Below are 3180 nucleotides of genomic sequence, written 5' to 3'. Positions count from 1 at the left end.
GAAAGCCTTGAGGCCGCCGATCTCCGCCAGCATGTCGCGGCCCATGACGATGGTGGTGCCGATGCAGGGCCGCGCCAGGCGCAGACCCAGGCCGACGATCACGCTGGGCGTGAAATGCGTGTCCATGCCCAGCCCGATCAGCCGCGACCATACGCCGCCGGTCGGCACGCCGTGATACAGGCAGGTGACGCAGCCGACTCCCGGCGCCTGCAGCTCCGCCACCATCTGGCGCAGATGGTCGGCCGGCACTCGCACATCGCTGTCGGAGAACACCACCACGTCGTGGCGGATCCGCTCCGCCATGTTGATCAGGTTGGAGACCTTGCGGTTGCTGCCGTGCCGGCGGGCGTCGACCACCAGCTCCAGGACCGCCTGCGGGAAGGCGGCGCGCACCTGCTCGACCACCGCCAGGGCCGGGTCGCGCGGGTCGGCGACGCCCAGCAGGATCTGCACCGGGCCGGGATAATCCTGGCGGCAGAAGGAGGCGAGGTTCTCGAACAGCCCCGGCTCGACGCCGTGCAGCGGCTTGATCACGGTGATCGACGGAAAGGTCCCGGGCTCCGGCGGGCGCCGCTTCGCGTGGCGGCCGGTCAGCAGGATGGCGGCGGCCAGGTACAGGCACCCGAGCGCCGCCAGGACCAGGACCGGGATCAGCAGGACGTCCAGCATCGTTCGTGCCCGCGCTTCACTTCAGCCGGCCCGCCCGCCGCCGCCGGCCGGACCGGGGCGATGGGTGTTCCGATCATCCCGGCGGTCCCGAACCACGTCTCAGGCATCCGGAAGGATGATGCGCAAGCTAGTGCGGCACCCTCCCTTTAGGGAATGCCTAATTTTTGACATCCGTCATGGACCCGGCGCCGGCAGGCGTCCGGCGCCCCGCGAACCGGTCACCCTCCGGTGGCGACCTTGTAGTCCGGCAGGGCGCCGAGATCGCCCCGATAGACGAAGGCGGGGTGGCGCTTCACCAGCACCGGCTCGAGCTGGCCGTACTCGGCCGCGACCAGCCGGCCGCCGACGCCCAGCGTGCCGCCGATGCGGATGATCGCCAGCAGCACCTGGCCGTTCGGGGCGATGACGAAATCGGCGATCTCGCCGATCGGGCGCTGCGCCGAATCGAGCACGTCGGACCGGATCAGCCGGGTGGCCAGCGAACCGTGGGTCGGGTCCTCCGGGTTGGCGATGGCCTCGTCGATCGCCTTGGCCGTGTCCTCATAGCCCTGCTGCACCTTCCGGCCGGCCTGGTCGAGGGCCTTGCCGGCCTGGTCCAGCAGGTTCTGCATGTCCTGGGCGGAGGCCGGGCCGGCCAGCAGCAGCGCGGCGGCAGTGACGGCCAGCGGCAGGCGGATGGAACGCATGTCTTTCCTCCAGTCTCGCGGTCGCGAATGCGGAACCGAGATAAGGGTCCGAAGCCGGACAATGTTCCTTAATTGCGGCGGGAGATAGCGCATTTGATGCGCCGTCACTCCGGCGCGTAGCTGCCGTCCAGCTGGTCGATCCGCTGCATCGCCCGGTCGGCCTGGCAGCGGCTGCGCGCGGTCTCGCCCAGCAGCGCGGCGGCCGCGGCGCAGTCGCTCTCGGCAAAGCGCGCCCAGGCCCGCTGCGCCGCCAGGAAGGCGTCGCGCCAGCGGCCGGTATCGGCGACCCCGTCCGGCGGGCTGTCCGCCAGCCCGGCGGCGAAAGCCTCCAGCTTGGCCGCATAGAGCTGCTGCAGGGTGGCGAACGGGTCCTGCGGGTCCAGGGCGCCGCCATCCTCGGTCAGCGCCAGCTCGGTTTCCGGGTCGTGGTTGAAGAAGCCGTTGGTTTCGATCCGCAGGCTGGCCTTGCGCTCGCCGGTCGCGGCCGAGGGCCAGGTCAGCAGCAGGAAGCTGTCGGTGCCGCGGGTCTCCAGGATGCGGTAGGTCAGCCGCGGCACCGCGGCGCCGTTCTCGACGACGGTCACGGCATAGCAGTTGCTCGACGCCTCGCCGATGCCGGGCTGGGTGCTGTCGCAGGACCCCTCGGGCCGCAGCACGCCGATGCCGCTCTCGTCGATCAGGCGCAGCAGCAGGTCGGTCTGGCCCGGCGCCAGCCGCGCCGACAGCACCTCCAGCGACAGCACCTGCTCCGCCCGCGCCGGCAGGGCGGGGAGGAGGAGCGCCAGCAGCAGGGCCGCGGCCCGCAGAAGCGCCGCCCGTCTCATGGCGTCGCCCCGGCCAGGCCGCGCCGGTACGCCTCCAGTTGGTCGGTCCGGTCCATCGTGCGCAGCGTCCGGCACCAATCCTCCGCCGCCGGAGTCGCCTCCAGCGGCGCCTTGCAATCCGCGTCCTTCAGCGCGATCCAATCCCGCTCGGCCTGGACCAGCAGCTCGCGCGCCTGGCCCGCCGCGACCTTGGCGGTCAGCGCGTCATAGGCCTCGTTCAGCCGCCGGTCCTGGAAGGCGTAGAGCGGCGCCCAGGGATTGTCCGGGTCGTCGAAGCCCGGCGCCTGGGCCAGGTCGATCGCCGTCTCCGGGGCGCGATTGCGGACCACGTCGTCCCAGAGCTTGAAGGAGAGGTCGAGCCGCAGCGCGCGGGCCGATTTCGGATCGGCCGGGGTGCGGTAGCTCAGCAGCAGATAGGCGGTGCTGCCGTGGTTGACCATCAGGTCGTAGGACAGCTTGCCGATGGGCTTGCCGTTCTCGGTCGCTGTGATCCTGTAGCAGCCGGTCTCCTGCGGGTCGTCGGTGCGGGCATAGCCGGTGCCGTCGCAGCGGTCGGCATCGGCCGGCAGGGCGCTGGGGTCCAGGCCGTTGCCGGTGACCATCAGCACCAGCACGACATCGGCCTTCGGCCCGGTCCGGGCGGCGACCAGCTGAACGTCCAGCGACGGCGGCTCGGCCGCGCCGGCGACGCCCGGGATCATCAGCGCGGCCAGGCAGGCCGCGGCGGCAAGCGCTCTCATGACGATCGGGAGTGGTTCCTCAAGCCGCAGAGCGCGGGCGCGGGGTGTCGTTCACGCCGTCGATATCCGGCGCCTGGCCGTAGCTCATGCGCCGCATCTGCTCGATCACCTGCGCCATCTCGGCTTCGGTCAGCCGCGGCGGCTCGCCAATCGCCAGGGCATGGACATACATCTTGGCCAGAACCTCGACCTCGGTGGCCCGCCACAGCGCCTGGGCGAAGCTCTCGGCCAGCACGATCAGGCCGATGTTGCATCTTTGCA

General features: G+C 71.2%; 4 protein-coding genes and 1 pseudogene. All 5 read right to left on the bottom strand.

All coding sequences use genetic code 11. From position 1 onward, the window contains the following. Nucleotides 1–669: glycosyltransferase (locus ABDW35_RS34710; protein ID WP_343718403.1), on the bottom strand; the 669-nt coding region annotated here is incomplete at its 3' end. 218 nt (nucleotides 670–887) lie between these two features. Further along, the gene (locus tag ABDW35_RS34705; RefSeq protein ID WP_343718402.1) at nucleotides 888–1355 is read right to left on the bottom strand and encodes a hypothetical protein; all 468 of its coding nucleotides are present in this window, start codon (nucleotides 1353–1355) and stop codon (nucleotides 888–890) included. 104 nt (nucleotides 1356–1459) lie between these two features. Beyond that, on the bottom strand, nucleotides 1460–2179 hold the full coding sequence (locus ABDW35_RS34700) for a lysozyme inhibitor LprI family protein (protein WP_343718401.1): 720 nt from the start codon (nucleotides 2177–2179) through the stop codon (nucleotides 1460–1462). Next, entirely contained in the window at nucleotides 2176–2919 is a 744-nt protein-coding gene (locus ABDW35_RS34695) for a lysozyme inhibitor LprI family protein (protein ID WP_343718400.1), read from the bottom strand. Before ABDW35_RS34695 ends, ABDW35_RS34700 begins: the two co-directional genes overlap by 4 nt. Before the next feature lie 19 nt (nucleotides 2920–2938). Further along, nucleotides 2939–3180 (bottom strand): annotated as a pseudogene (locus ABDW35_RS34690) (class II aldolase); the annotation flags it as partial.

Source organism: Inquilinus sp., from assembly GCF_039594555.1.
GTDB lineage: Bacteria > Pseudomonadota > Alphaproteobacteria > DSM-16000 > Inquilinaceae > Inquilinus.
This window is presented reverse-complemented; position numbering and strand designations above follow the sequence as displayed.